21 protein-coding genes and 1 pseudogene are annotated in these 26998 nt (G+C 66.7%); 7 read left to right on the plus strand and 15 right to left on the minus strand.

Going from position 1 to position 26998, the window contains the following annotated elements; genetic code table 11:
- Positions 1-71: 71 nt before the first annotated feature.
- Positions 72-848, plus strand: a complete 777-nt coding sequence (locus tag ABE464_RS04470; protein WP_346470922.1) for a CDP-diacylglycerol diphosphatase — start codon at positions 72-74, stop codon at positions 846-848.
- 83 nt (positions 849-931) lie between these two features.
- Complete coding sequence (locus tag ABE464_RS04475; protein ID WP_346470923.1) at positions 932-1699, plus strand: SapC family protein; 768 nt, start codon at positions 932-934, stop codon at positions 1697-1699.
- A 74-nt stretch (positions 1700-1773) separates the two neighbouring features.
- Here the strand turns inward: ABE464_RS04475 and ABE464_RS04480 are convergent, their stop codons facing one another.
- Entirely contained in the window at positions 1774-2490 is a 717-nt protein-coding gene (locus ABE464_RS04480) for an MgtC/SapB family protein (RefSeq protein ID WP_346470924.1), read from the minus strand.
- 163 nt (positions 2491-2653) lie between these two features.
- On the opposite strand from ABE464_RS04480, the gene ABE464_RS04485 reads away from it, so the two are divergent.
- The 3 genes and pseudogenes from ABE464_RS04485 to ABE464_RS04495 all read left to right on the plus strand — a co-directional run bounded on the left by ABE464_RS04485 (position 2654) and on the right by ABE464_RS04495 (position 6514).
- Positions 2654-5377 (plus strand): TonB-dependent receptor, encoded by a 2724-nt coding sequence (locus ABE464_RS04485; RefSeq protein WP_346470925.1) that lies wholly within the window; start codon positions 2654-2656, stop codon positions 5375-5377.
- A 106-nt stretch (positions 5378-5483) separates the two neighbouring features.
- Positions 5484-5951: pseudogene (locus ABE464_RS04490) on the plus strand (GNAT family N-acetyltransferase).
- 128 nt (positions 5952-6079) lie between these two features.
- Entirely contained in the window at positions 6080-6514 is a 435-nt protein-coding gene (locus ABE464_RS04495; protein ID WP_346470926.1) for a hypothetical protein, read from the plus strand.
- A gap of 75 nt (positions 6515-6589) precedes the next feature.
- Here the strand turns inward: ABE464_RS04495 and ABE464_RS04500 are convergent, their stop codons facing one another.
- The 14 genes from ABE464_RS04500 to ABE464_RS04565 all read right to left on the minus strand — a co-directional run bounded on the left by ABE464_RS04500 (position 6590) and on the right by ABE464_RS04565 (position 20744).
- Positions 6590-7969 (minus strand): serine hydrolase, encoded by a 1380-nt coding sequence (locus tag ABE464_RS04500; RefSeq protein WP_346470927.1) that lies wholly within the window; start codon positions 7967-7969, stop codon positions 6590-6592.
- Between the two features lie 120 nt (positions 7970-8089).
- Positions 8090-8809, minus strand: a complete 720-nt coding sequence (locus tag ABE464_RS04505; RefSeq protein ID WP_346470928.1) for a DUF2968 domain-containing protein — start codon at positions 8807-8809, stop codon at positions 8090-8092.
- A gap of 93 nt (positions 8810-8902) precedes the next feature.
- Positions 8903-11074, minus strand: a complete 2172-nt coding sequence (locus ABE464_RS04510; protein WP_346470929.1) for a TadG family pilus assembly protein — start codon at positions 11072-11074, stop codon at positions 8903-8905.
- Positions 11075-11087: 13 nt separating this feature from the next.
- Positions 11088-11525, minus strand: coding sequence for a DUF3613 domain-containing protein (locus ABE464_RS04515; protein ID WP_346470930.1), 438 nt, complete (start codon positions 11523-11525; stop codon positions 11088-11090).
- Positions 11522-12412, minus strand: a complete 891-nt coding sequence (locus ABE464_RS04520) for a Flp pilus assembly protein TadD (RefSeq protein WP_346470931.1) — start codon at positions 12410-12412, stop codon at positions 11522-11524. Before ABE464_RS04520 ends, ABE464_RS04515 begins: the two co-directional genes overlap by 4 nt.
- A gap of 5 nt (positions 12413-12417) precedes the next feature.
- Positions 12418-13368: a type II secretion system F family protein gene (locus ABE464_RS04525; RefSeq protein WP_346470932.1), complete on the minus strand. Its 951-nt coding sequence runs from the start codon at positions 13366-13368 to the stop codon at positions 12418-12420.
- Positions 13369-13405: 37 nt separating this feature from the next.
- Positions 13406-14341, minus strand: a complete 936-nt coding sequence (locus ABE464_RS04530) for a type II secretion system F family protein (RefSeq protein WP_346470933.1) — start codon at positions 14339-14341, stop codon at positions 13406-13408.
- Between the two features lie 8 nt (positions 14342-14349).
- A complete protein-coding gene (locus ABE464_RS04535; protein WP_346470934.1) occupies positions 14350-15702 on the minus strand; it encodes a CpaF family protein in 1353 nt (450 codons plus the stop codon).
- Positions 15687-16964, minus strand: coding sequence for a fimbrial protein (locus ABE464_RS04540; RefSeq protein ID WP_346470935.1), 1278 nt, complete (start codon positions 16962-16964; stop codon positions 15687-15689). Before ABE464_RS04540 ends, ABE464_RS04535 begins: the two co-directional genes overlap by 16 nt.
- Before the next feature lie 25 nt (positions 16965-16989).
- Positions 16990-18354 carry a type II and III secretion system protein family protein gene (locus tag ABE464_RS04545; RefSeq protein ID WP_346470936.1) on the minus strand — a complete coding sequence of 455 codons (1365 nt, stop codon included), beginning with the start codon at positions 18352-18354 and terminating at the stop codon, positions 16990-16992.
- A 19-nt stretch (positions 18355-18373) separates the two neighbouring features.
- Positions 18374-19408, minus strand: coding sequence for a Flp pilus assembly protein CpaB (gene cpaB / locus ABE464_RS04550; RefSeq protein WP_346470937.1), 1035 nt, complete (start codon positions 19406-19408; stop codon positions 18374-18376).
- A gap of 19 nt (positions 19409-19427) precedes the next feature.
- Positions 19428-19916 carry a pilus assembly protein gene (locus ABE464_RS04555; protein ID WP_346470938.1) on the minus strand — a complete coding sequence of 163 codons (489 nt, stop codon included), beginning with the start codon at positions 19914-19916 and terminating at the stop codon, positions 19428-19430.
- Complete coding sequence (locus tag ABE464_RS04560) at positions 19913-20455, minus strand: prepilin peptidase (protein ID WP_346470939.1); 543 nt, start codon at positions 20453-20455, stop codon at positions 19913-19915. The genes ABE464_RS04555 and ABE464_RS04560 overlap by 4 nt, the downstream gene beginning before the upstream one ends.
- A 100-nt stretch (positions 20456-20555) precedes the next feature.
- The gene (locus ABE464_RS04565; RefSeq protein ID WP_346470940.1) at positions 20556-20744 is read right to left on the minus strand and encodes a Flp family type IVb pilin; all 189 of its coding nucleotides are present in this window, start codon (positions 20742-20744) and stop codon (positions 20556-20558) included.
- Between the two features lie 800 nt (positions 20745-21544).
- On the opposite strand from ABE464_RS04565, the gene ABE464_RS04570 reads away from it, so the two are divergent.
- Together ABE464_RS04570 and ABE464_RS04575 are read left to right on the plus strand one after the other, a co-directional pair.
- Positions 21545-22534 (plus strand): helix-turn-helix domain-containing protein, encoded by a 990-nt coding sequence (locus ABE464_RS04570; protein ID WP_346470941.1) that lies wholly within the window; start codon positions 21545-21547, stop codon positions 22532-22534.
- Positions 22535-22762: 228 nt separating this feature from the next.
- A complete protein-coding gene (locus ABE464_RS04575) occupies positions 22763-26968 on the plus strand; it encodes a YadA-like family protein (RefSeq protein WP_346470942.1) in 4206 nt (1401 codons plus the stop codon).
- Positions 26969-26998: the final 30 nt, after the last annotated feature.

The following is a 26998-nucleotide window of genomic DNA, read 5'->3' on the forward strand; positions in this document are numbered from 1 at the left end:
AATCGCGCGCGCCCGCCGGCAGTGACTGGCCGGGCCTGCATCCTTGTACGAGCCTGTCCGTGATCGCCCGAGTGTCCTTGTTCTGTGCGCTGCTGCTGTTGACCGCCTGCGCCACGCCGGTGTTGCCGCCGGCCAAACCCCTGCCCAATCCGGATGCCCTGTGGGGCATCATCCAGCGCGACTGCGCCGGCGACGCCGCCCCTCGGGGCAGCTGCCTTGCGGTGTCCGCCGAGGCGCGTCGGCGCGATGTGCTGCTGAAGGATTCGCACGGCCGCTACCAGTTCCTTGTGTTGCCGATGGACCGGGTGTCGGGTATTGAGAGCCCGGCGCTGCTGCGGGCCGATGCGCCGAACTATTTCGCCGCCGCCTGGGCCGCCCGCAGCCACACCGAGCAGGCGTTGGGCCGGCCATTACCCCGCGACGTGGCCAGCCTGGCCCTTAACTCACCGCACGGACGCTCCCAGCACCAGCTGCACATCCACGTGGATTGCCTGCGCGCCGATGTCATGACGCAGTTGCACCGGCTGCAGCCTGCCATCGGCACTGCCTGGCAGCCGCTGCCCGAGCCGTTGCGTGGGCATGCGTATCTGGCCCGCTACCTGCCGGGTGCCGAGCTGACGGCCAACCCGGTCCGCTTGCTTGCCGACTATCTGGAAGACCCCAACGATCTCGGTAACTGGTCGCTGGTGGTGGCCGGGCAGACCGATGCCGCAGGCGCGCCGGGGTTCGTGTTGCTGGCCACGCGGCTGGATCTGGAGGCCGGCAACAAGGCCAGCGGCGAGGAACTGCAGGACCACGCCTGCGCTGCCCTCACCGGCGCGGCAGGCCCGCTGGATGGCGTGCTGTGAGGCCTGGCACGCTATAGTGGTTATTCAATGCGATTCCCGCTTTCGCGCCCGGGCTGACTGGCGCGTCGTATACGACTTATTCCATGACTGCTGAAACCACGACTCCGCCCACCGCTGCGCCGTCCCAGGCCACCGGTCCGCTGTTCTACCAACAGGCAGTGCCGCTGCGTTCGGACGAGCACGCCAACTGGCGTCTGCTGCCGGAAACCGCGAATTTTGCGGCCGATACCAACGCGATCCCCGCCGTGATCGGTGAGTTCGGCTCGCTGGCCCAGCATTACCCCATCATCTTCACCGGCAAGGATGCGATGCCGCTGGTCGCCGTGGGTCTGTCCCATCGCAATCTGTTCGTTGCCGAAGGCGTCTGGGACGAACAGAGCTACGTGCCGGCGTACGTGCGTCGCTACCCGTTCGTGTTCATGCAGGCCGGTGAGCCGGACAACTATGTACTCGCCGTGGACGCGGCCGCCAAGCAGGTCAACCAGGGCGACAGCGAGGAAGGCCTGCCGCTGTTCCAGGATGGCAAAGCGACCGAGCTGATCGACAACGCGATGCGTTTCTGCGGCGATTACACCCGCGAGCACGAGCATACCCGTCGCTTTGCGGCCGCGCTGATCGAGAACGACCTGCTGATCGACCGCAACATCGATGTCACCCTGGCCGATGGCCGGACGATGTCGGTCAATGGGTTCCAGGTGGTGGACGTGGAGAAGTTCGCCGCGTTGCCGGACGAGACCGTCGTGGCCTGGCACCGCAGCGGCTGGCTGGCGCTGGTGCATCATCACCTGAGTTCGCTGGCACGCTTCAGCGCGCTGGTGAACCGCCAGAGCCTGCTGCCGGCCGACGCCTGAGTCCAGGTATCCAGGCAGTAACAGAAACGGCGGCCGCAGGGCCGCCGTTTTTCGTTGTGGGGATTCCGCCGCGATCAGTCGCGGGTACTGACTTCCCAGTTGGCGTGCACCACGCCCGGCTGACGCTGCAGCCTCGCGACCACCGCATCGAGCTCGTCGGCGCTGACTGCCGTACTGACCAGGATCGCGACCAGCTCCACCGGGCCGTCGCCGTGTTCGATCACCTGCACGTCGCTGACCGGGTACTGTGCGGCCTCCAGCGCATCGACCAATCGCTCGCGCGCCAAGGGCGTCGCGGCAGGGTCCACGGTCAGGCGCACCTCGTAGGTGGCCTCAGAGGCGGCTTCGTTGATCGGGATGCGGTTGATCGCGTTGACCAAGGGCCGCAGCAGGGTATTGCCGGCGATGATCAGTACGGTCAGCAGCGCGCCCTCGGCCAGCATGTCCGCACCGGTACACGCACCGACCGCCGCCGAACACCACAGCGTCGCAGCGGTGTTGAGGCCGCGTACGTTCATGCCTTCCTTCATGATCACGCCCGCGCCGAGGAAGCCGACGCCGGAGACCACGTAGGAGATCACCCGCACCGCTTCGACACTGCCGGCGATGCGCATGCCCAGGTCCACGAAGGCCGCCGCGCCGACCGCGACCAGCACATTGGTGCGCAGCCCGGCGGTGCGTTGGCGGTATTGCCGCTCGGCGCCGATCAAGGTGCCCAGCACAAAGGCGGCCGCCAGGCTGACCACGGTGTCCAGGAAGGGATACAACTGGAAGGTCTGGATGAAGCGCATGTGGAGTCCTTGCAGGGCAGGGCTTAGGCGAAATCCCGATAAGCATATCCCGGCCGGTCATTTCCCCCTTTCCTGCCTGTTCAGCAAAATCCCGGCCCTCTCTCCACCACGATCCGGCGCGGGCCTGCCCGCGTTGGCGCGTTCTTATTGACCGGAAATCTGCATGTCTGTGCTGTATCGCCCGCTGCGTCGGCGGGCCTTGGTGTTGTCGTTGTTGCCCCTGCTTGGCGCAAGTTCACTGGCCCATGCGGCCGATCCGCCCACCCAGCTGGATGCGGTCACGGTCACCGGCTCGCGCATCCCCCGCGCCAGTGTGGAAGGCCCATCCCCGGTCACCGTGATCACCCAGGCGCAGATCGAGGCGCAGGGCTACCGCAGTGCCTTCGAAGCGCTCAGCGCGCTCACCGAGAACACCGGCAACGTGCAGGGCGAGGATTTCGGCAATACCTTCACTCCGGCCGCCAACACCATCAATCTGCGCGGCCTCGGCCCGAATCGCACCCTGGTGCTGGTCAACGGTCGCCGTCAGTCCGATTACCCGCTGGCCTACGAAGGCTCGGTCAACGTGGTCAACCTGGCCAACATCCCGAGCGCGCTGATCGACCGGATCGAAGTACTGGCCGGGGGCGCCTCGGCGGTGTACGGCTCCGATGCAATCGCCGGTGTGGTCAACATCATCCTGAAGAAGACCTATGACGGTGTCGGCATCAATGTGCGCGCTGGCACCACCGAGCAGGGCGGCGGTGACAACCAGCGCCTGCAGGCGGTCGGCGGCGGCTCGGGTGAGCAGTGGGACGCGATCTTCGGCCTGGAGATCGCCAACCGCAAGGCGATCTACGGCTCGCAGCGCGATTTCATGGACTCGCTGACCGATGACCCACGTGGTGTCACGCCGCTGGCGACGGCGGTGGCGTATCGCCGCAACGCCTCCACCAACAACTACATCGATCCCGGTGCCGATGGCTGCGATACCTCCAGCGCGCTCTACGGCGGCAGCGTGTTCCGCGCGCAGAATCCGCGCCAGGGCTGGTACTGCGGCAGCAATGAAGCCTCGCCCACGTTCTGGACCGTGCAGACCGAAAAGCGCAACATCGATGCGTACAGTGCGGTGACCTGGCGTCTGAATGATCGCCAGGAACTGTTCGCCGATGCGGCCATCGGCACCGCACGCATTTACAACAACACCCGTGCACCGAGCTGGACATCCTCGCGCAACTACTTCTACAACCAGAACAGCGGTCAGCTGGAAAGCTGGTACCGGCGTTTCGCACCGGAAGAAATCGGCGGCGTACAACGCAATGCCAATCGATTCCTGGAGCAGTCCTGGTCGTTCAATGTGGGCGCACGCGGCAGCATCGGCAGTTCGGACTGGGACTACGAAGCGGCCTACAGCCGTTCGCGGTATGAGAACAAGACGCAGCGCCCGGGCCTGTTGGCCGGCATCAACACGTACCTGCTCGGCCCGCAGCTGGGCACCCGTAATGGCGTGGAGGTGTATGCACCGGATCCGTCACGTCTGTATCAGCCGCTGACCCCGGGCGAATACGAGGGGTTGTCCGACCGCTACGAGAGCCGCAATGCCGCCTGGCTGCAGACCGCCAGCGTCAGCGTCAACGGCCAGCTGTTCGACCTGCCCGGCGGCCGTGCCGCGCTGGCAGCCGTTGTCGAAGCGGGCAGCCAGGGCTACCGCAACCGCCCGGACCCGGCGCTGGCGCAGGGCACGTTCTGGAACCTCAACGCCGGTGTCCCGGCCGGTGGGGAGCGTGACCGCTATGCGGCCGGCGTGGAACTGCAGCTGCCGTTGCTGGAGCGCTTGACCGCCACCGTGGCCGGTCGCTACGACCAGTACCGCGCGGCCGGTGATCACCTGGGCAAGGCGACCTGGAGCACCGGCCTGGAGTTCCGTCCGTTCGATACGCTGCTGCTGCGCGCCAGTGCGGCCACCAGCTTCCGTGCGCCGGACATGAACTATGTATTCGCGACCGAAACGCGCGGTTACAACCCGGGCATGACCGACTATTGGCGCTGCCGCAGTGCCGGCCAAGCGTATGACGACTGCGATTTCAGCGGATTGGCGATCGATTACACCAGTGGTGCCAATCCGCAGCTGCAGCCGGAAACCGCCAAATCGTACGGACTGGGTTTTGTGTGGTCGCCGTCGGCCAATCTGGACTTCACCGCGGATTACTACGACATCCGCATCGACGACGAGGTCACCAACCTCGATGCCACCCGCATCCTCCAGGACGAAGCGGATTGCCGCCTTGGCCAGACCGTCGGCGGCGACGCACGCGATATCGGCTCGGCACAATGCCAGGACGCGTTGCGCCGCGTGATCCGCAATCCGGCCGATGCCGCCGTGCAGCCCAACCAGGTGGTGCGCGTGCTGATCAACCCGATCAATGCCGCCTCCGAAACCGTGCGCGGTATCGACCTGAAGTCGACGGTGCGCTGGGATGCGGGCCGTTACGGTCGCTTCTCCGCCCGCATGGCGTACTCGTTGGTGATCGATCACAGCTACCGCCAGTTCGCCGGCGATGACGTGCAGGATCAGCGCAATTCGCTGGATTCCTACCAGTGGCGCAGCAAGGTCAACGGCAGCGTGACCTGGGCGATCAACGACTGGACCGCTACCCTGTACGGCATGCGCTACGGCTCGTTGCCGAAGACCGACGGCAGCGGCCGCATCGCGCCGTACATGACCTACAACGCCAGCCTGTACCGCAAGCTCAACGACAACGCCACGCTCGGCCTGATCGTCAACAACCTGCGCGACAGCCGCCCACCAGCAGACAAGAACGGTGGTGGTTGGCCGTTCTACCCGGTCGGCAACTACGACCCTTACGGCCGTCAGCTGTGGCTGGAGTTTGATTACCGCTTCCTGTAATCCGCTCGCGGGCCCGGCAATGCCGGGCCCGCTGCGTTTGGGTTTTCAATGCAGGCGACGGCATACTGCGCGCTGCCGAGCATTCGGTGATTGCAAGGATGTACGTATGACCGACCTGATTCGCTATCGCCGCGCGCTGCCGGATGATGCCGCTGCCTGCATCGATCTCCGTGGCCGCACCCGCGAGAACGCCTTTTCCGCGGCCGATCTCGCCGAACTCGGCATTACCGAAGACAGCTGGGCGGCGGGCATCCGTGACGACGCACTGCCGGGACATATCGCGCTGGAGGGTGAGCGTATGGTCGGGTAATGCTTCGGCGATCGCGAGGGCGGTGAGATCGTGGTGCTCGCATTGCTCCCGGCGTATGAAGGGCAGGGCATCGGTCGGCGCTTGCTGGATCTGTCCATCGCCGATCTGGTGAAGGCGGGGCATGCGCGTCTGATTCTGGGGTGCGCGGCCAATCCGGCGGTACGCTCGCATGGGTTCTACCGCTACCTGGGCTGGCGACCGACCGGCGAGATCGATGCGCTGGGCGATGAGGTGCTGGAACTGCACGTGGGCACGACGTCGTAACAGGTGCGTAGGGCGTGGCAGTGATTCCGTGTCGGGATCCTGCGCATCGCACGGCTGGTGTGCGGCCGGTCACGGCGATGAGTCACGGTGTGAGGACATGCTGCAGCCATCCTGGATGGAGCTGAGCCATGCCTGTGTGGATGTTCGCCATGATGGTGGGCGCCGTAGTGAACGTGCCTGCGCCGCGGCAGGTGCATACCTGTGTCGTGGATGGTGCTCGTCAGTACCAGTCCTTGCCCTGTACAGGCCGGACCCAACGCATCCGCGAGATGCCACCGCCGGTGGATACGCGCGCCAATGCTGTGTACATCGAATCGCTTCGCCAGGAGCTCAAGGCCAAACGGCGCGTAGAGACGTCACCGCCGCGCCCACGCCGAACGCAGCGACGTAACGTGCGCCCGGTACCCGCCCTCCGGGGCGCGGTGATCTCTGTACACATCGATCCGGTCCGCTGCGACGCCGCGCGCCGCCAGCGCGAGACAACCTACCGCAAAGCGGGCCACCGGCCGAGCCTGGCCGTCAGCCGGCGAATGGATGACCTGGTGCACGATGCCTGCCGATAACCATCCGTCAGCGGCCGCGACCGGGCACGACAGAGCCCGTGTACCCACTTGATTGGCAACCGGGCGACGCAGCCATCAACGCTGCGTCATGAGGTAGCGTGCGAGTGCATCGAACGCCGGCAGGGTGGTTGGATCGTTCGCGCTGTTGCCCGCGACCGGATGCGAGCCGAACCGCGCGATCACCACGCGTGCAGTGGGATCGATGTACAGCGCCTGGCCATGCACGCCGCGCGCCATGTAGGCACCGTGGTCGTTGTGCGAGATCCACCACATGCCGCGGTAGCTCCAGCCCGGCAGCTGTGTATATCCCGCCTTGGCAAAGGCCGGCTTGCTGCCGCCCGCGCGGATGCGGGCGATCGCTGCAGCGGGCACGATGGTCTGACCATCGAGCTTACCCTCGTCCAGCAGCAGCTGGCCAACCCGGGCCAGATCGCGCAGGCCGGCATTGAATCCGCCACCGGCAAACGGTGTGCCGGTGGAATCGACGGTGTAATAGGCGTCCTGCTCGGCGCCGATGCGTTGCCAGATCCGTGATTGAAGCAACTGCGCCACGGATTGGCCGGTGCGGCGGGCAATGATCCAGCCCAGCGCATCGGTGTTGATCGTCTTGTAGCCGAAGGCCTCGCCGTGGCGGCCGTGTTTCTGCACCGTCTGTAGATACTCGTAGTAACTGCGCGGCCCGGTGTAGCCGACGGGCGGGGGCAGGGTGCTGCCGGCGGCCGAGTATTTCCAGACCTCCGCGTTGGGGTCGGCATAGTCTTCGCTGTAGCGCAGCGCCGTGGTCATCTCCAGTATCTGCTTGACCGTGGCATCGCCGAAGGCGCTGCCCTGCAGTTCGGGAATGATCGCGCCGACACGCTGGGTTTCGTCGATGACGCCCTCCGCGACCAGCATCTCGCCGAGCAGGCCGGTGATCGATTTGGTGACGGACATCGCGCCGTGCTGACCCTGTTCGTCCAGGCAGCCGCTGTAACGTTCGTATACCACTACGCCGTCATGCAGTACGACGATGCCATCGGTGTAGTTGGCGGACAGCGACTGCGCCCAGGTCATGCCGGTGCTGCTGCCGGTCGGGGTGAACGAGAGCGCATCGATCGCGGCGTCCAGTCGACGCGGCAGCGCACGGGCAGCGGCGGTCCCACGGCTGACGCCCACGGTGGGCATCAACTGACGGAAGTGGCAGGCTGTCCAGCGCAGCTTGGGAAAGCTGAAGTAGTCGTCGTCGGTGTAGCGGATACGCTTGTCTTCCGGCGGCGGCGCGCCCTGCATCCAGCCCAGCAGCTTCGGGTCGGAGGCTTCCGCCGAGAGCGGGGGTGATGCCGAGGATGCCGGCGCGGCAGTCGCGGCGCCCGGAAGGGCCAGCACGGCAACCAGCATCGCGGCCAGCCGGGCATGCGATGAGGCCAGGGCGGCACGAAGCCGTGACAGGGCGATGCGTGGGCGCTGAACGTGCATGGTGCACTCCTTGCTGAGTCGCAGTACGTCTGCGCCCCCAAGGGTACTGCACCCGAAACAAAGACGGCGCCATCGGCGCCGTCAGTGGCAGGCCCTGCCGAAGCAGGGCGCATCATGCCCTCACGGGCTGCCGGGGGTGCCCTGAGACGCCGGCTGCGGCGTGGCCGCCTCGGCCGACGGCAGCGACAGCGCCGGGTTCAGCTGCTGCGCCTGCAGGGTCTGGATGCGCTGATTGAGCGCGTCCAGTTCGCTGTGGCTGCTGCGCAGGTCCGTGCTCAGGCTGACCGCCTGCTGCTTGGCCTGTTCCAGTGCGGCACTGACATGCAGCGACTGCTGGCGCTGCAGATCCGCTTCCTGCTGCAGGCTGCGCAGGCGCTCTTCGTTGTAGGCGACCAGATTTTCCGTATAGCGCTTGCCGGCCTGCAGGCGGGTGGTGTCGATATACACCTGGGCCAGCTGCTCGGTCTGCTCGACGAACGTGCGGTAGACCTTCTCGGCGTTGTCCACCGAATCGGTCTTGATCACGCGCCAGAAGTCTTTCTCGTGGAACAGCGCCACGTAGTAATTGAGCGTGCTGGTATTGAACAGCAGGCTGGCACCGTAACTGCCGTTATACGTGGTGCGCAGTTCGGTCAGCTGTTTGGAATCCACCAGCTGGCGCAGTTCGTCCACGGTATTGCGCACCACCGGCGCCTGCCGCGCGTCAGCATCCACCGCCGGCTCGGCACGCGGCGTGCGTGCGGCCATTGCCTGCGGCACAAGGCTCAACGACAGCAGCAATACGATCCCACCGGTCAGCGTGTGCGTGACGATGGAACCAATCCCTTTTCTCTCTCGCATATTCAGGCCATCCACAAGTGGATTATCAGTGAAGTAATGTCCCCAGCCGGAGTCTAGCATGCACGTTCCCCCGGTCTGCATTCCACGGCAGCGTCAATAAACCAACTGTGCCGGCGTGCATTGAATCGATTGCATGTGCACGTCGGTCCGCCCCAGCTCCATGCCGAGTATCTGCCCGAGGGTCTGCGAGAGCAGGGTGCCCACGCCATTGAGCAGCGGCTTCAGGGTTTCCAGCACAGGGGTCAGGGCCAGGCACAGCAGGCCGCTGCAGCGGACCTGGTCGGTGCCGGGCTCGGAAACGCCGCTGCCCCCGCCGATATCCTGCAGGCCTCCGGGCCGGGTCTGCAGGTACGAGGTCAGATTGGATTTTACGCAGTTGTTGTAGTTGAGCAGCGTGCTGACCAGGCTGTTGCAGCGGTTGATCAGCAGTCCGCCGAGAATGGGGCCAAGCACGCCGCTGAGTCCGCCCATACCTTCACCGGTGACCGTAGCGTTGTAACCGACCCAGACCGAACCCGGCTTGAAACAGGTATCTAGATTCAGAAGGCCGCAGGGATAGGGGACGCCGTTGGGTACTTCCCAGTCACCCAACGCACCGATGCCACGGGCCGGATCGCCATGGCGCAGCAGCTCGATGGTTTTCTTTGCATCGTAGAAGCCGTTACCCGGATTGGCCGCCTTGAGATACTGATCCGCCAGCCGCGCGGCCGTGGCCGCATCGGTAGTGCCCTGCTTGCCCGGGGTGACCACATTGCTCAGCACGCGCAGCAGCTCGCTCACCAGCCCGGACACCGCCGAGCCTACCTGCGCCTGGTTGAAACGGGTGGAGGCGGTTTCGCCAGCGGCCAGGGTGACACGCTCGGTGTGCGTCAACGTATCGAGCATGATCTTGTCGGTCACCAGTGGGGCGCCGAGCAGGGTGAGCAGCTGTTCGTTCTGCAGCCCGGCATCGCAGACGTTGCGTTGGGAGAACTGATTCGCTTCGGCGACCTTGCCGACACATGCGCGCAGCAACGAGGACTGCACACGCACTGTCGCGGTGGGCGGGGTGGCGCCGCACTGCAGCGATTCCAGCGTGCCCATCGCGTTGGCCACGTCGGCATGGATCGGCAGATTGAGCCGGATGCCCAGACCGCTGAGGATCGGGCCGAGCAGCGCCAGCCCGGCAGTATCGATGTTGATCTTCAGCCGCACCTGCGCGTTGTAGGCACGGGTGCCTACGCCGCCGATGGCGATAGAGGGCGGCTCGATGATCGCCGCGCGGGTCTGCACCAGGCCCAGGATGTTGAGATTGTTCACTGCAACGCCGTTGCCGCCGCTGGCGATGCTGATGCTGGTGGTGATCAGGTCCAGCGCACTGACGTCGGCCTGCAGGGCGGGCGATGCAAGGCCCTCGGGGGCCACGACGCGCGCGAACAGGCCGCCCGCGCTGTCGGTGCTGCCGAGCTGCACGTTGAGCTGGTTGAGATCCATCCGCGCTGCGAGCGCAGTGCGCAGCGCGGTCAGATCCACATGGGCGACCCCGCTATTGGTCAGCACGGTGGCGGTGGCATCGAGCAGTTGCCCGAGCGAAACCCGGTTCGCGGCAAGCAGCGCGTTGAACTCGGCGACGCCGATATCCGCCTTGACCGGAATGCCCAGCGCCTGCAGCAGGCCACCGGGGGTGATCGTCGCCTGGGCGAGTCCGTCATAGCCGAGCAGGGTGGTCTGGTCCAGATCGACCCCGACCAGATTGAGCACGTTGCCCAGCGGCGTGCTGCCATTGACCCGCAGCAGCTGCGAGCCCACCGAGAACACGGCCATGGGGGGAGCGCGCGTCGCCACGGCCTGCGCGCGGATCGTCGGCAGACGCGAGTTCTGGCCGAAGAACGGCACGATCGAGCGGGTCGCCTCGACCTTGACCGCATTGAGCGGGTTGGCTGCATCCAGCGTCACGCTGAAATGATCAGGGGTGGTGTGCGCGGGATTCCAGTTGCCGCACTGGATCGCCAACGTGCCCGCAAAGCCATTGTCGCCCTCTGCGTTGCCACGCGCGGCACGGTTGTCGCGGTTGTCTGCGGCGCACAGGTCCAACCGCTGGGCGCCGGCAAGTGCGGCAAGGTCCACGACCTTCTGTGCATCGCGCTTGGCCCAGTACAGATAACCCACTTCCACCAGGCCGAGCATGCCGACCAGGCCAAGCAACAGCAGCATCATCGTCACCGACATCCCGCCGCGCAGCCGTTGCCTGGAGGGGCGCGGCGCACGTGCGCTGGACTGGTACATGGCCTCAACCTCCTTAGTTGGTCCCGCTGACGTCCTTCTTCACGCTGGTTTTGAGGAACTCCGGGATCTCATGCTCGAAGCTCTTCAGGTAGCGCTGGTAGCTGGCGGCGGCCTGATCGCCCAGGATCGGAAGGCGCGGGCCGGCGTGTGTTCCTGCGGCTTGCATACGCAGCAGATCGCTGGTGGTCTGGCCGATTTCGGTACGTGGCGGCGGTGGCGGAGGCGCGTACCGCTCGACCGGCGCGCGCGCCGTGGGGAGCGGGTCAGTTACTGCCGGCGGCGCGACAGCGGGCACCGCAGGGGTGGCCGGAGCGGCGTCCTGCCCGCCCAGCATCTGGCCCGTCAGCGGGGCCTGCTGTGCAGCCGCGAACGCGGGCAGCGTCGCGACCAGGAGCAGCGTGGCCGTCCCGACGCGCCGCAGCGGAGCAGAAAGGCGTGGCAACCGGGTCATGGGGTGATCTCGCTGGCAGGGGTGGAGGCGCCAAAGCGCTCGAGCATGGACGGCGCAAGCCGCGCGTCGGCGCCGGTACGGCGTTCGGTATCGACCGCCACGCGTCGTGCTGATGCGGGTACTCGCGTGGCGCGTGGTCTTGGTGTGACCTCTGTTGCCGCCACGCGGGCGGGGGCGCGCTGTATCGAGGGGGCCGGGGCGGCCTGCTGGCGGAGCTGGTCGGCCAGGCGACGGACCTCGGCCTGTGCGGCATCGGTCAGCCGTGCATTGCGCATGATCGTCTCGGCCATCTCGTTCTGGCCCCGCAGCAGGGCCCATACCGCCAGGTTCGCATTTGCCTTGGCGCTGCCGGGCGACAGTTCGGCGGCTTTGGCCAGCGGCTCCTGCGCGCGCGACCAGTCGCCCGCGCGCAGCCGCGCAAACCCGAGATCGCCCAGGTAGCCCGTGTTGAGCGGTTGCAGTTGCACGGCACGGGCCAGGGCCTGTTCGGCGCGGGCGGCGTCACCGTCGCGTGCAGCGATCAGGCCAAGTCCGTGCCAGGCCGCCGCTGCCTGCGGCCCGCTGGTGAGGCTGTTGTACATCGTCATGGCAGCCTCGCGCTGGCCGGTCTCACGCAGCGCATCGGCATTCAACAGGCGCAGCTGCGGGCTGTCGCCGTAGCGCTGGCGGTAGGCGTCCACATGCGCCAGCGAGGCGTAGTAAGCGCCCTGCTGCTGCATTTTGGCGATCAGCTCGGCATACAGCTGTTTGTCGTCCTGCGGTTGCACCTCGGGTGAGGCAAGCGCCATCGGATCCTGGCGATAGCCGTTGCGCATGTTCGAACACGCGGCGCACACGGCGGTGGCGGCGAGCAGCAGGCAGACGCGGGACAGCACGGCATGGCGCATGGTGGTCAATCCAGTTTGGTCAGGGCGGAGGCAAGGGCGATGATGGCCGGGCCGGCCAGCACCAGCATCAGCGCCGGCAACAGCGTCAACATCATCACGACGGTCATCTTTACCGAGAGCTTGCCGACCTTCTCCTTCAGGGTGGACCGGCGCTGCTCGCGCAGGCGGAGGCTGAACTGGCGCAGCGGCTCCTGTACCGCGCCGCCGTGGGCGTGGACCTGCAGGATGAGCTGCACCAGGCTGCGCAGATCCTCGTCGTCGAACGATTCACCCAGCCGGCGCAGCGACTGCTCGCGGCTGCGGCCGTGCATGTAGGCCAGATTGGCCTGGTGGATCTCACGCCCAAGCACCGGTACGGCGTTGCGCAGCTTGTCGCCGAGTGTCTGCAGGCTCTGGTCCATGCTGAAGCCGACGCCCTGCAGCAGGCGCAGCAGATCGATCAGCAGCGGCAGTTCGGCCGTGACCTGCCTGCGCAGGCGCGTGGCCCACGCGCGCAGGGCGAACTTGGGCAACAGGATTCCGAAGGCCAGCGCACCGAAGATCACCATGGCGCGGCTGAAGCCGGTGCTGTGATTGAAGGCCAGCACCAGCAGAACGGTGGCGACCGCGATCAATACACGCAGGCCCAGGAAGATGGCGGTACCGGCCTGCGTGTTCCATCCGGCCTGGTCGAGCAGCAGACGGTCTTCCGGGGCGAGCAGGGCCGCCTCGATGCGCCCGCCGTTGAAGCGCTCGCCGAACGCGGCGATGGCATCGAGCCAGAGCTGCCGCAGGGTACGTCTGGGTGCGGCCGGCGCTGCGGGTGTGGCGGCAGCATCGCGCGGGCGCAGTGCGGACTGCAGGGCCTGCTGGCTGCGTTGATCACGGCTGCTCAACACCCAGCCGCGCAGGCCCAGCAGGGCAATGCCGGCAGCGAGGGCCAACAGGGCCGCGATCCACCAGTGATCGGCGCTCATCGATGGCCTCCTTGGGCGGACGCGGGGTGGCGGCGTGTCATATCGATTTGGCCAGACGGTAGAGCAGGAAGCCACCGATCAGTTCCAGCCCCAATGCCCACAGCAGCAGCTTGTGGCCGAGCGGCTCGTGGATGATGGGCTGGAAGAAGTCGGGACTGGTGATCGCCATGAGCACCGCGCTGATCGGTGGCAGCAGGCCGAGCACCCAGGCCGACATCCGTGTCTCGGAGGTGGTGGCCATGAGCTCCTGCTGGGCCTGGTCCAGGTCGCGCATGAAATCGGCCATGCGCTGCAGGATCTGATCGGCCCGCCCACCGATGCGCACGCTGACGCCGAGCACGACCGACAGAACGTTCAGGGCTTCGAGCCGATAGGGCTGGGCAGCCTGCGCCAGGGCGCGGTCCAGGTCCAGCCCGCTGCGGGTGTAGGACAACGTTGTGTCGAGCAAGCCGCGCAACGGCATCGGCATCTGCGCGGCCGAGGTCTGGAAGGCCATCTGCAGGCTGTTGCCGAGGGCCGCCAGGCGCACCAGGTTGTCCAGGAAGTCCGGCAACTGGCGCAACAGCCTGGACTGCAGGCGGGAGATCCGTCGCGATATCCAGAACCCACCTGCCAGTGCGCTGAGCACCAAGACGATCGGCACCGCCCACACCGTGCCCAGGCGCGCGGCGGTGATCCAGGCGAGCAAAAGGGCGCCCGCAAGGATCAGCAGCGGTACCCGCCAGCCGGTCGGCAGCGCTGCACGACGCATCACCGCGTCCCACGGCAGGCCTGCAGGCACGGCGTTGCTGATCGGCATGGGGGCGGGACCGTCGCCCGGCCCGGCCAGCCGTGGCGCGTGGTCGGGCCTGGTCAGGCGCTGCTCGGCATGCTGCGTGGACAGCCGGTGCTGTTCGCGTGCATTGGCACTGCTCCACAGGCCGACGGCAAGCGCCACCAGCACCAGGGCCGCACTGCACAGGAGCAGGACCATGACCACGCTCAGAAGCCTCCACCAAGCGCTTCGCGCAACTGACGACGGAACGGTTCAAGCTTGTGCGAATGCGGCTGGAAGCCCAGCCCGACCCAGCGGTCGTACTCTTTGCCGTCGGCATCGAGCTGCACTTCGTGGCGGAACATCTCCTGGGTGGCGATCATGTTGTCGGTGACGCCGGTGATTTCCGTGATCGAGACCAGCACCCGGCGGCCACTGCCCAGCCGCGAAATCTGCACGATGAAGTCGATCGCGCTGGCGATCTGCCGGCGCAGGCTGTCCTCGCTGCCCTGGAAGCCGGCGAAGCCGGCCAGCATCTCGATCCGGTAGAGGCAGTCGCGCGGCGAATTGGCGTGGATGGTCGCCATCGATCCGTCATGGCCGGTGTTCATCGCCTGCAGCATTTCCAGCACTTCGGCGCCACGCACTTCGCCGACCACGATCCGATCCGGGCGCATGCGCAGACTGTTGCGTACCAGGTCACGGATGCTGATCGCGCCGTTGCCGTCGGCGCCACCGATGCGGCTTTCCAGGCGCACCACGTGCGGGTGATTGAGCGAGAGCTCGGCGGTGTCTTCGACGGTGATCACCCGTTCATTGGCCGGAATGTAGTTGGCCAGCGCATTGAGCAGCGAGGTCTTGCCCGAACTGGTGCCACCGGAGACGAGAATGTTGCAGCGGCCCAGGACCATCGCGTGCAGCAGTGCCTGCATCGGCCGGTCGAAGGTGCCCATGCGCAGCAGTTCGTCCGGCGTGAACGGGTCTTTGCGGAATTTGCGGATGGAGACCATCGGCCCATCCACGGCCAGCGGCGAGATGATGGCGTTGAGGCGGCCGCCGTTGGGCAGGCGCGCATCCACCATCGGATTGGATTCGTCCAGGCGGCGCCCAAGCGGGGCCAGGATGCGACGCAGGATGCGCAGCAGGTGGCTGTCATCGCTGAAGCGCTGCGGGGCGCGCTTGAGCATGCCGCCCTGGGAGACATGGATGTCCTTGTAGCCGTTGATCAGGATGTCCTCGATCTCCGGATCGTGCAGCAGATCATCGAGAGGGCCGAAGCCGGTCAGCTCCTTGACCAGCGCATTGGCGACAATGTCCTTCTCGGCCTCGTTGATCGGAATGCGCCACTCGTGCACGAAGCCGGCGGTCTGCGCATGCACGTAGCGCGACACGGTATCCGGCGCCCATGCATCGATGTCGATGCGCTCGTCCTCGATGCTGTTGAGCAGGTGCTCATGCGCGGCGATCAGCACCTTCTGGTACTGCTCGGACTGCTCGAACGAGGCCGGTTGGCCGTCCGGGTCGGGACCGGCATCGGTACGCGCAGCGCTGGAAGGGAACGGGGTCACTTTGTCTTCCATGGGGAACCACTCAGGCGAAGGGCAAGGTGTTCCCGCCAGCCCTTGGCCGGCGCGGGAGCCGCCGGATCCAGGTGCGACAGCAGCGGGGCAAGGGCACGCACATACGGGTCACGGGGGGCGTCCTGCAACAACAGGCGGCCATGGCTGGCGCTGGAGCGCAGGGCGGCGCGGTCGGGCAGGGTGGCCAGCAACGGCAGCGCGAAGCGCGCGGCGATCTGGTCCGGGCTGAGTCCGCTGGCATCATCGTGGCGGTTGATCACCAGCTGCAGGCGTGCGTCGCGTGCACCGACCTGCTCCAGGTGGCGCAGCAACTGATCCAGCGAGACCAGCGTGCCGATCGATTGATCGGCGATGAGCCAGATCTCGTCGGCGCTGTTGAGCAGGGAGATCGGCAACTGGCGCGGGCAGATCCCGCCGAGATCACACAGCACGGTATGGAAGACGCCACGCAGGCGCTGCATGAGCATGCCCGGGTCGGCCAGTGCAGTGCCTTCCATGCCCGGCGGCTGCCCCAGCAGGGTAAGCCCGGTGGGATGCTGCGCCATGGCGGTGCGGGTGAGGGTGGCATCGATCCGCCCCACATTGCGCAGCGCATCTTCGTAGTGGAAGCTCGGGTCGAGATTGAGGTACAGCGCCACATCGCCGGTCGGCTGGCCCAGATCCAACAGCAGCAGATGGTTGCCAGGCTGGGCGGCCTCGGGGGGCGGGGTCTGGCTGGCGGCCAGTTGCTGGTCCAGTACCCCCAGGTGCGCGGCCAGCGTACTGCTGCCCACGCCGGGGCGAGCCCCGAGAAGCAGCACCATCCGCGCCTTGGCCGGTGCCGGAAGTGAAGCCGTGGCAGCGCTCTCTCCGCGCAGGGCCAGCGCAGCGGCGCGGCGCAGTACCGCTTCCATTTCCTGCGGTGCCCCGTCCAGGTCCAGCAGATCGCGCAGCCCGGCGCGCAGCGCGGCGACCACGCCATCCATGTGGTCGGCATGGGTGGATCCGATGGCCACCAATGGCAGCTCCGGTGCCTGCGCCTGCAGCTGACGAGTCAGGGCCGCGGAAAATGCCGCGTGCTGATGACGGAAATCGAGCAGCACCACGCAGCCGGTGTCACGCAGCGGTTCCAGCGCCGACGCCGGTGCCGCGCTGTCCAGCCACTGCACGCCCAGCGACGGCAGCAACGCCGACAACAGCGTGGCCAGCTCGCGGTCCGGCGCGAACAGCACGAGTTTCATCGACGCATCCCGGGGGTGGACAAGCTGCAGGGCGGTGGACATGACGGGCGGGTTCCTGGCATCGGGTTCAGCGCGAGAACCCGGGCAGCTGGTCCGAAGACGCCGGGCTCAGCAGCCAGGCGCCCCAGACCGGCAGGTTCGGCGATGCCTCGCGCTGGCCCGGCAACGGAACTTCCGTACCCTGGGCCAGCGGCTGCACCAGCCGCGGCGTGACGATGATGACGAGCTCTTTTTCCTCTTTCTTGTAGTTGAGCGTGCGGAAGAACGAGCCGATGATCGGAAGATCGCCGAGCAGCGGCACCTTGTCCACGTTGGACGAGACGTTGTTGCTGACCAGGCCGCCGATCACGAACGTCTCGCCATCGCCAAGCTCCACGGTGGTATCGGCGCGGCGCGTGGTGATCGATGGGACCTGCACGTTGTTGTAGGTGATGCCGGCGGCATAGTTCAGATCGCTCGCTTCGGGGGCGACCTTCAGGGCGATGCGGTTGGGGCCGAGCACGGTCGGGGTCACGGTGAGGCCGATGCCGAACGGTTTGAAGGTCACCGTGGTGGTGCCCAGTCCCTGCGGTTCCAGGATCGGAAGCTCACCGCCGGCCAGGAAGCTCGCGCTCTGCCCGGAAAGCGCGACCAGGGTCGGTTCGGCCAGCACGCGGGCCATGCCATTGCTCTGCAGCAGCTCGATGTTGGCATCCCAGCCGTGCGTGAGGGATTTGAACACCAGCCCGAACGCGGAGGAAAGCGGGTTGGTGACAACCAGGTCATCGCCTGCCGATTCCCCGACGGGCAGCACGCCGGGCAGGGTGGCGCCGGGGCGGGTGATGCCGTAATAGAAGCCGTTGTTGCCGTTGAAGTTCTTGTTGCCGAAGCTCATGCCGATCTGGCGCAGCACCGACTTGTTGAACTCCACGATCTTCACCTCCACCTGAACCACGCCGCCGCTGGCGATGGTCGAGATGTCGGCCAGTTGGCCTTCCTTGCCCACCGCCATCGTGGCGGCCTTGATGCTGTTCTGGTGGTCCAGCAGCGACGGGCTCAAGCCCTGCAGCAGGCCCTGACCATCCTGCACGATCAGCCCGGCGCCGCCGCCCTGCGCGGTCAGCGCGCCCTGTACCGCGCTGCGCACCTCGATCTGCAGCCGCTCCGGCTCGCGGGTGCCGTTGCGCCACAGCAGCAGCGTGGTGCTCCCCGGGGCTTTGCCGACCAGCAGGGCCTCGCGGCCGCGCAGCATGACCACGTCGGCCACGCTGGGGTCGGCGATCGCCACCCGCTCCAGATTGGCCGGCAATGACCACGGACGCTGTTCGCGCGTCTGCAGCACCAGCTCGGCATCGGCGCTGGCCAGCAACGGGCTGCCGATCAGCATGGCCACCAGCAGGCAGCGTGGCAGGACATGGCGGAGGCGATGCGCGGGAGTGGGGTGTTCAGTCATGGGCTGTCTCGGCATGGGCTCAACGCGACCCGCTGTGGGAGGAAATGTCGCCACGGATGATCTCGATGCCGCGATCCGCGCGCGGGGATGCGCGGCGTGGCGTGCTGGTTGGCGCCGGCAGTGTGGCCATGCTGCTGCGCCCACGTCCGGCCAGCGCATCGCTGTCCAGCCCGGCATACGCATCGTTCTCCGGTCGCTGCAGCGCCAACCGTTCCTCGGCGGACAGTTCGCGGCGCGGGCTGAGTACGCCGCCCGGGGTGGCGAACAAGGCGTGGTCGGGCAGGCCGATGTCGGCGGGATTGCGCAGCGCCAGGAACAGCTTGCCCTGCTGCGCGCCGAGCAGGAGCCGGTTCGCCTCGGCGACCGGCACGGCCAGCACGGCGCTGCGTGCAGGGGCAGTGGTCGCGTCACTGCGCGAACTGCTGCCCGCGTCGCCGCTGCCGGTGATGTCCTGTGCGCGGCTGTCAGGGGATGGTTGGCCAACATCAGCGGCCGCGTCGGTCACGGTCTGCAGGTCGTGGGCGCCGTAGCTGAGCACACGCAGGCGCGACAACAGCAGCCGCGTCTGGGCGTCGCCATCGTTGCGCAGCCCCCCGGAGGCACGCAGGTTGAGGAACACATCCACGAAGTCGCCGGGCTGAATGCGGTTGCCCGCCGCGGCCAGTTCATCGACCGGCACCGCCAGCGCACGCTCGCCCGGGTTCAGGCGCAGCGAGAAGCCTTGGGCGATCTGGGAGGCACTGATACGGGCTCCCACGGCGATGTCCTGCGTGGGCACGGCACCGACCAACGCGTTGATTGACGTATAGCCTCCCGTGGATTGTTCGGGATGGCCGGCGACACGCAGATCCCCCGCTTCGATGGGGCGTCCTGCCGGCAGCGCGACGGCCGCCTCGACCACCGGCCAGGTGGCAGGCTGCGCCGGCGCACTGGCCGTGGCCGGGATGCCCGGTGCCACCGGTGCGGCGCGCCGGCTGATCCCGAAGGCAACGATCGCCAGGATCACGGCCAGGCCGATCAGCAGTATCGCGGCGACGCGGGTCAACTTGAGCATGGGGTTCTCCGGAAAATCATCAATTGCCACCCAGATCCAGCTGCGACACGGCCGTGCTGCGCAGGGGCGTGCGCATCACCCAGCCATAGACACGCCCGGTACCGGGCAGGAAGGGGTGCGTGCGGTAGTCGTAGCTCACCTGCACGCTGATGCACTGCGCGCTGGGCAGGTCCGCGCACGGTGCAGGGGCCGAGACATGGATCGGTGCTGCGCCCGGTGTGGTGCAGCTTGGCGTCTGCTTGGCATAGGTGAGCAGCCACTGCATCGAGCGGCGTGCCGCCAGGCAGGCCGCGGTGCGCCGTTCTGTGGGCGTCGCATGCCGGAAGGCTGCACGTGCGCCCTCGGCGGAAGCCGCCGAGAGCGTCTGTTGCACGGCCATGATCATCACGCCGGAGTACATCACCAGCAGCAAGGGCAACAGGCCGAACATCAGCATCAAGGCGAACTCGAGCGTGGCGATGCCGCGTTGGCGTCGAGTCGTTCCGGTGCGCGCGAAGGCGGTCTTCATCTGGGCGCTCCCAGGTACTGCTGCACCACCCACCCCATGCTGCCAAGCGCAAGGTAGGCGGCATACGGAATGCCAACGCGTCCCTGGCGAGCCTGACGCCACTGGGCGATGACCGGCTGCAGCCGACGCGTCACCGGGCCGCTCGGATCGGCAAGTGGCAGGCCCGCCAGGCGCGGGGCCCAGCGACGCGCCACGATCACGCATACCGCGTGGGCACCGGCGAGCAGACTGGCGACGATCCAGATTGGCAGCAACGGGCCGGCCCCGAGCAGCAGCCCGAGCACGGCGAAGTACTTCACATCCCCCGCGCCCATCCAGCCGATCGCGTAGAACGGCAACAGCGACAGCAGGCCCAGCGCGAAGCCGATCAGGTGCATGGCTGGAAAACCGCGAGCAGCGCCAAGCCACTGCCAGGCCAGGCCGATCAGCGCGACCGCCGAAGCAATCAGCAACCCGCGGTTGGACACACGCCGGGCGTACAGGTCGTTGATGACTACCTGCACGCCGAGCAACAGTGTCACCAGGGGAAGAAGTTCCATATGCGTTGAGTCCCCCGAATCGGTCGTGCGACGTTCCGGCCCACGCCGCGCTGTCGCCGCGGCAACGCCGGGCGACAGGCTCGCAGTCAACATCGCTGGATCAGGCGGCTTCCGCCGTAGCGTCGTCGACGACTTTGCCGAGCTTATCGAACAGATTCTCGAAGAAGTCCGTGATCTGGTCTTTGCCCACCGCGACCAGAATGCCCGCGATCACCGCGGCCAGCAGGCCGTACTCGAGTGCGGTCACACCATCTTCTTCCACGAGGAACTTGCGAACGGATGCATTCATGACGGTTTCTCCCTTTCCCAATCAGAGCCCGAACGGGCGGATACAGCCCCTGTGCCGATGGTGTTGCCTGGCTCCGCCAGGACTGCCATCCCGACCACGCGTCCTGCGTGGTGCGGCCATTACTGGCCTGCGCTATCGCCCGGGCAATGCCCGGCCGACGTCATTGGTGGCAGATCGCGTTGGACAGTGCGGTCACTGGTGCCGGCGTGCTGCGTCGGCAGTGAAGGCAGTCGCGGTGAAGGTTGCTGTCCATGGCGTTCCCCCTTGTTTCTCTACGTCGCGGTGACCGCTTCGGTGCAGCCGGGCGTCCTGATGGGATGCTCGGTGAATAACGCGGTATCCAATGCACAAAATCGGCAGTGGTGGCATCAACTTGAGTGAATCTGCACGCCGCACTGTCGCTATAGGTGTGGCTCCATGTAAGCGCCGCAAAGTAAACGTCAGGTGTACAGAATGTGATGGCTGCGTGATGTCAATTAATTGGCGGGGTTATAAGCCGCATAAACGCGGGGTTTCGCGGTTTCAGGCCACATTTGTGACGTGCAGCGTGATTCTGTTTATGCTGCGTCCAGTTCGGGCATACTTGCCGGAAATGCGCAGGGATAATCTATCTGGCATCCGGCGGAAACGAGACCGGGTCATTTAGTCAGAGTCGCTGAATGATTTAGAAGGCGGTGCGGATGGGCACCGTCGTGGCAGGTGCGCCGTAACACAATGCGCAACAGGAAACGCAGGAGTGCGAACCCGGTGGGCGGGCAGCAGCGACGCCGGGGATCCAGGCCAGAGGGGGCATCACTGTCATGGTAGATGGTGTAGTGGACGACCGGATCGAGCGCGAGTTGAGGCCATTCGACCTGGCCACGCTCAGCGGCGTGCTGCGTGTCTGCGATCTGGAAATGGTGCTGCTGGACGGGAACGGACCGCGCGCGTCGATTGAATCGCAGGTGCACGATCAGGCGCTGTTCTGCACTGCAACCAGCGGGTTCCATTTCCGCGGCCGCTTCATGCTGCCCCAGGACTGGTGCCTGCTGGGCATGATCCATGACACCGACGAGGCGATCAGCTGGTGCCACGGCATGCCGCTGGCGGCAGGCATGGCCTTGACCGTGTTGCCGGAAGGCATCAGCGAGTTCACGCTCAGTGCCGGTACCCATCTGACCCTGCTGTTGGCCCCGGTGCAGCGCGTGCAACGCAAGCTGACCGAACTCAGCCTGCGTAATACATTGCCTTCCGGCCAAGGCCTCTCATTGTTCCAGACCGGTGGTGGGCCTGGCGGTATCCGGTTACGGGAACGGTATACAGCACTTCACCACTCCCTGGCCGTGCAGCAGGAACCGCTCGCCACCGATGCCGTGGACGCGCTGCTGCACGACCACATCCAGGCACTGCTTAGCGCCGGTGGGGATGACCACCCCGTCTGCAGCCGGGGCAGGCGGACGCACTATCTGATCGCGCAGCGCGCCGAGAATTTCATGCGACTGAATCTGCGTCGCTATATTTACATGAATGAAATCTGCGATGCCGCCGGTGTCAGTGAGCGGGCGCTGCGCTATGCATTCGAAGATCTTTTCGGAACCTCGCCGAACCGCTATCTGTCGATGCTGCGCCTGTGCGCTGCGTGTCGCGGCCTGTCCATGGCCGATTCAAGCCGGAAATCGGTCAAGGCCATCGCGCTGAGCTGCGGCCTGTGGGATCTGTCGCGCTTTGCCGACAACTATCGCCGGGTATTCGGTGAACTGCCGCGGGATACCTTGATGCGCGCGCCCGCGCAGATGGGCAGCCCGGCCTGACCGCCTGCGTTTGATTGTTTCCTCCGCCGCGCCGAGACGGGCGTGCACATATTCGGCAACCTGCCGGAATTGCATATCCCGGTGCCGGTTTTACCCGTCGTCTTGCCGGAACGCACGTTCGTGCTGCCGGAATGAAGTGCCCGCGGTTTGACCCCTCGTCTGTAATGACATCCACGTGCCCTCAGGCACCGGTGATGTTCAATGCGTTCGTACACGGGGGAATACCTGATGAACCGTATCTTTCGATTGGTGTGGAGCCACCGGCTGAATGCCCTGGTGGTCGTCTCCGAAATCGCCACCGCGCGCGGCAGCCTGGCCGCCGGTCCGGTGGTGGTGCACCTGAAGGTGCCGATGTCGGTCCTGTCGCTTGGCTTGTCGCTGGCGCTGTGCACTGGCAGTGCATGGGCGGGAGAAAACCAGACGCTCACTGACCTCCAGGCACTGGCGGCGAAGTACACCGCGCCGTTGCCGGTCAAGCTGGACGCCGAGGTTGCCCTAGCGGCGGCCGCACGGGACCGTGGCACCGCGCCGCTGCTGAGTGCCGATGCCAACATCAACCTCACGCTCGGCACACCGCCCGCCAGCCGACCGGCGCTGCAGGTGAACACTGCAGCGCAGGCAAGCGTGGCGCCGCCAAAGCGCGTTGCCGCACCCGCGGTGCGGGCGCAGGTGCGCACGAACGCCAACGTCGCCGTGGCGGCGTCACCGTCCGCGCTCAAGGCTGCCCTGCCTACCAACGTCGATGTGGCCGCGACGGCCGCGCTCATCGCCGAAGCGACGGTCACGCCGGATGCACCAGACGCAGTGAACGCATCGCTGGTCAGCAACGTCGCCGGCCGTGTGCGCGTGGATGCGCTCGGCCATGTGGTCGACGCGGCCGACCGCAATCCCAAGCTGGTCGATGCCGGCATCACTGCCGTGCAGACCAGCTCAATGGCGCTGGCACCCAATGGGCTGGGCAACGCACTGGGCGGCCTGCTCAATGGCGTGGGTGGCGCTGTGGGCGGCCTGCTCGATGGTGTCGGCAGCACGGTGGGCGCGATCACCTCGCCGGTCCTCGGGGCGGTGGGCACGATCACCACGCCGATCATCGGCACGGTGCTTCCGCCGCCGACCTCGTTGCCGCCGGGACACCCCAAGGCCCCGGCGGCAGCCGACCCAAATGCGGGGCTGATCATCGGCACCGGTGGTCTGGTCGGCTCCCTGTCCCAGCTGGTGGGCCCAACCGGGCAGGGATTGCTGGGCGGCGATGGATATGTGCGCAACGGTAACCTGGCCGTCAGCAGCGCCAACGTCATGCAGACGTACGCGGTGACCAATGTACTGGGCATCCCGACCGTGAACCTGACGCCTGTCGGTACGCTGCTGGATGGCCTGGGCAACGCGAGCACGGGGGGCAGCTCGCACCTGACCCTGATTGGTGGTGTCACCTCCGACAGCTACATCTACAACATCAACAACGGCAACCCGAATGGCCTGCTGGGCCTGCTGTTGCCCGATGGCTCGCCAGCCTGGTCGAACACCTGCGTCAATGCGCTCGTTGCCAGCGTTGACTGCTGGGCGGTCAATGCGGCCCAGGACTATCAGGTGCTGGTAGGCGACGGCGCGTATGCCAATGGTTCCAAGGAGGTGGTGATCGGTGCCAATGCGCGTCATGAGCTGCCCCGGCAGGACGCGAATGTGGCGTTCCCGGGCGCGGGTCTGAACCACGCCGGTGATCCAACGGGCGTGCCGACGGCGGACTATGCCGCGCGCATGGGGCATTCCGTGATCGTCGGTGACAGTGCCTTGGGCACCGCCAACGGCCAGACCATCCTGGGCGCGGAGGCCACCTCGAGCCAAGCCAACAGCGTCGCCTTGGGCTACCGATCGGCGGCCAACCGTGGTGCGCAGGCCAGCTACACCGCCTTCGGCCTGAGTGGCACGCAGGTGTCGGCCGGTGAAGTCTCGGTCGGCTTCGCCGGTGGCGAACGCCAGATCAGCCATGTTGCTGCGGGCAGCGCGGCCAACGATGCGGTGAATGTCGCCCAGTTGCAGGGCGCGCTCGCGCAGATCGACGCGGTCGGCACGCTGGCGGTGACCTATGACGACGACGGCACGGGCGCGGCCGACTTCCGGCGCATCACCCTCGGCGGCGGTACCGGGACCACCACCGTCGCCAACCTCGCCAGCGGCGCGGTGGATGCGACCAGTACCGAGGCGATCAACGGTGCCCAGCTGTTCGATACGAACAGCGCGATCGTCGACTACTTCGGGGGTGTCACCGCCTACGATCCGGGTACCGGTGCGTGGACCGCGCCGAGCTTCCAGATCTCCACGGTGTCCACCGGCGGTACGGTCGCCCAGGGCATCTACGACAACGCAAGCGATGCCTTCTCCGCTGTCGACGGCTCGCTGGTCAACCTCAATACGCAGATCACCGACATCCGCAACGGTGCCGGCAGCCGCTTTCTGAAGATCAATTCGACCGGCACAGACGCCGCTGCTGCCGGACTGGACAGCATCGCGGTGGGCACCGGGGCAAGTGCGGTGGCGGCCAACAGCGTCGCGGTCGGTGCCGGCGCAATCGCCGATCGGGAGGACACGGTGTCCGTGGGTGCGATCGGTGCAGAGCGCCAAATCGTCAACGTTGCTGCCGGCACCCTGGCGACCGACGCGGTCAACCTCGGTCAGCTGCTCAGCGCGAACCAGGCCGTGGCCACCCATCTCGGCGGCGGCGCCGCGCTGGATGCCAATGGCCAGGTCACCGCGCCGACGTACACCCTCAACAGCGTGGCCACTGATGGCCAGGTCACGTCGGGAACCTACGACAACGTCGGCAGTGCCTTCGATGCGGTCAGCAGCTCGCTGGCCAACGTCGCTGACCAGGCCGGCGCTGTGGATCGGCTGGCGGTGAAGTACGACGCCGACCTCAGTGGCAACGCTACCAACACCATCACCCTGGCTGGGGACGCCAGCGGTGCGGCCGTGACCCTGGCCAATCTGGCCGATGGCCGCGTGCTGGCCGGCAGCCTCGAGGCGGTCAACGGCAACCAGCTGTTCCAGACCAACAACGCGCTGGTCGGCTACTTTGGTGGCACCACCAACTTCGACGGCAGCACCGGTATCTGGACCGCGCCGACCTTCCGCATCTCCTCCATCGCCACCGATGGCAGCGTGATCGCCAACGACTACAGCGACGTCACCGTGGCGTTCTCGGCGGTGGATGCCTCGCTGACCACGCTCAACACCCGCATCGACCAGATGCAGCCGGGCGGCAACAGCCAGTACGTGCAGGTCAACTCGTCCAAGGGCGCGGCCAGCGCAGGCGGCGCCGACAGCATCGCGATCGGGCCGCTGGCCAGCGCGGCGGGCAGCGGCAGTGCGGCCATCGGCGACGGTGCCACGGCCAGCGCGGACAACAGCGTCGCCCTGGGCGCCGGTTCGGTGGCGAGCGTGGGGGCGCAGAGTGGTTACACAGGTGCTTACGGCCAGGCCGGGGCCAGCAACTCGGTGGGTGAAGTGGCCGTTGGCAGCAGCGGGGCTGAGCGCAAGGTCACCCACGTGGCCGATGGCTCGGAGCGCTATGACGCGGTCAATGTCGGGCAGCTGCAGAACGGCGTGAACTACGCCATCAGCGAGTCCAGGACCTACACCGATACGCAGATCAACAACATCAACAACGGCACGTCCGGCATGTTCCAGGTCAACAACACGCAGAATCTGGCCGCGCCGGCGGCGAGCGGTGACAACGCGGTGGCCGGCGGTGCCGGCGCTGCGGCGGCGGGCAGCAACGCGACCGCACTGGGCAACGGTGCCAGCGCGCAGGGCAGCAACAGCGTCGCGCTGGGAGCCGGTTCGGTGGCCAACCGTGCCAACACGGTTTCGGTGGGCAGCAGTGGCGCGGAGAGGCAGATCGCCAACGTTGCCGATGGCAGCCAGGCCACCGACGCGGTCAACGTCCGCCAGCTGCAGGCCTCGCAGCAGGGCACGATCCGCTATGACAGCAACATCAACGGCACCACCAACCTCAACAGCGTGACCTTGGGCAGCACCGCCACCGGCCCGACCACGGTGCGCAATGTCGCCGCAGGCACGGCCGGTACCGATGCCGTCAACGTCGACCAGCTGCGCAGCGGCATGGCCCAGACCCTGGACTGGTCCAAGGCCTACACCGACGAACGCATGGATTCGTTCGATCGCAACCTGCAGAAGACTGACAACCGCGCCTCGGCCGGCGTCGCCTCGGCGATGGCGGTGGCGGCCTTGCCGCAACCCTATGAGGCTGGCCGCAGCATGGCCTCGCTTGCCGCAGGCAGCTTCAACGGTGAATCCGGCGTCGCGGTGGGCATTTCGGGAGTCTCCGAGGGCGGCCGCTGGATCTACAAGTTCAGCGGTTCAACCAACAGCCGCGGCGATGGTGGCGTCGCGGTAGGTGCCGGCATCCAGTGGTGAGCGCGTCCGGTGCCGGCCAGCCACCGGCAC

Origin of the sequence: Stenotrophomonas sp. TWI587 (assembly GCF_039674145.1) — a bacterium.
GTDB classification, from domain to species: Bacteria; Pseudomonadota; Gammaproteobacteria; order Xanthomonadales; family Xanthomonadaceae; genus Stenotrophomonas; species Stenotrophomonas maltophilia_AY.